At 65.2% G+C, this 414-nt stretch carries 1 protein-coding gene; it reads right to left on the bottom strand.

The features are described 5' to 3' along the window. Window positions 1–414 (bottom strand): type VI secretion system tip protein TssI/VgrG (gene tssI / locus N8H74_RS29240; RefSeq protein ID WP_262152178.1); only part of this gene is annotated, 414 nt, incomplete at both ends.

Raw genomic sequence — 414 nt, forward strand, 5'->3', positions numbered from 1 at the left:
GTGCTCGATGTTTTCGTCCCAGTCGCGCTGGGCGTGGAGGTAGATCTGCTCCGCGCCTTTTCTGTCCTCGATGCGGAGTTCGTTGTAGCCCTTGCCGCCCGGTGAGCTCAGGGTCTTGAAGGTGCTGCGGGTCTTGTTCGCCGGCAGGTCGTAGGGAACGACGTTTTCCTTGTGGTACAGGCAGCCGGTGACCAGCGGCTGGTCGGGGTCGCCTTCGAGGAAGGTGACGAGGACTTCCATGCCGATGCGCGGGATCGCGATGCCGCCGTAGGCGCTGCCGGCCCAGCCGCTGGCGACGCGCAGCCAGCAGGTGGTCTGGTCGTTGGCCTGGCCGTCTCGGTCCCAGTGGAACTGCACTTTGATGCGGCCGTACTGGTCGCAGTGGATTTCTTCACCGGCCGGGCCGGTGACGAT

Source organism: Pseudomonas sp. B2M1-30 (assembly GCF_025447575.1).
GTDB classification, from domain to species: Bacteria; Pseudomonadota; Gammaproteobacteria; order Pseudomonadales; family Pseudomonadaceae; genus Aquipseudomonas; species Aquipseudomonas botevensis.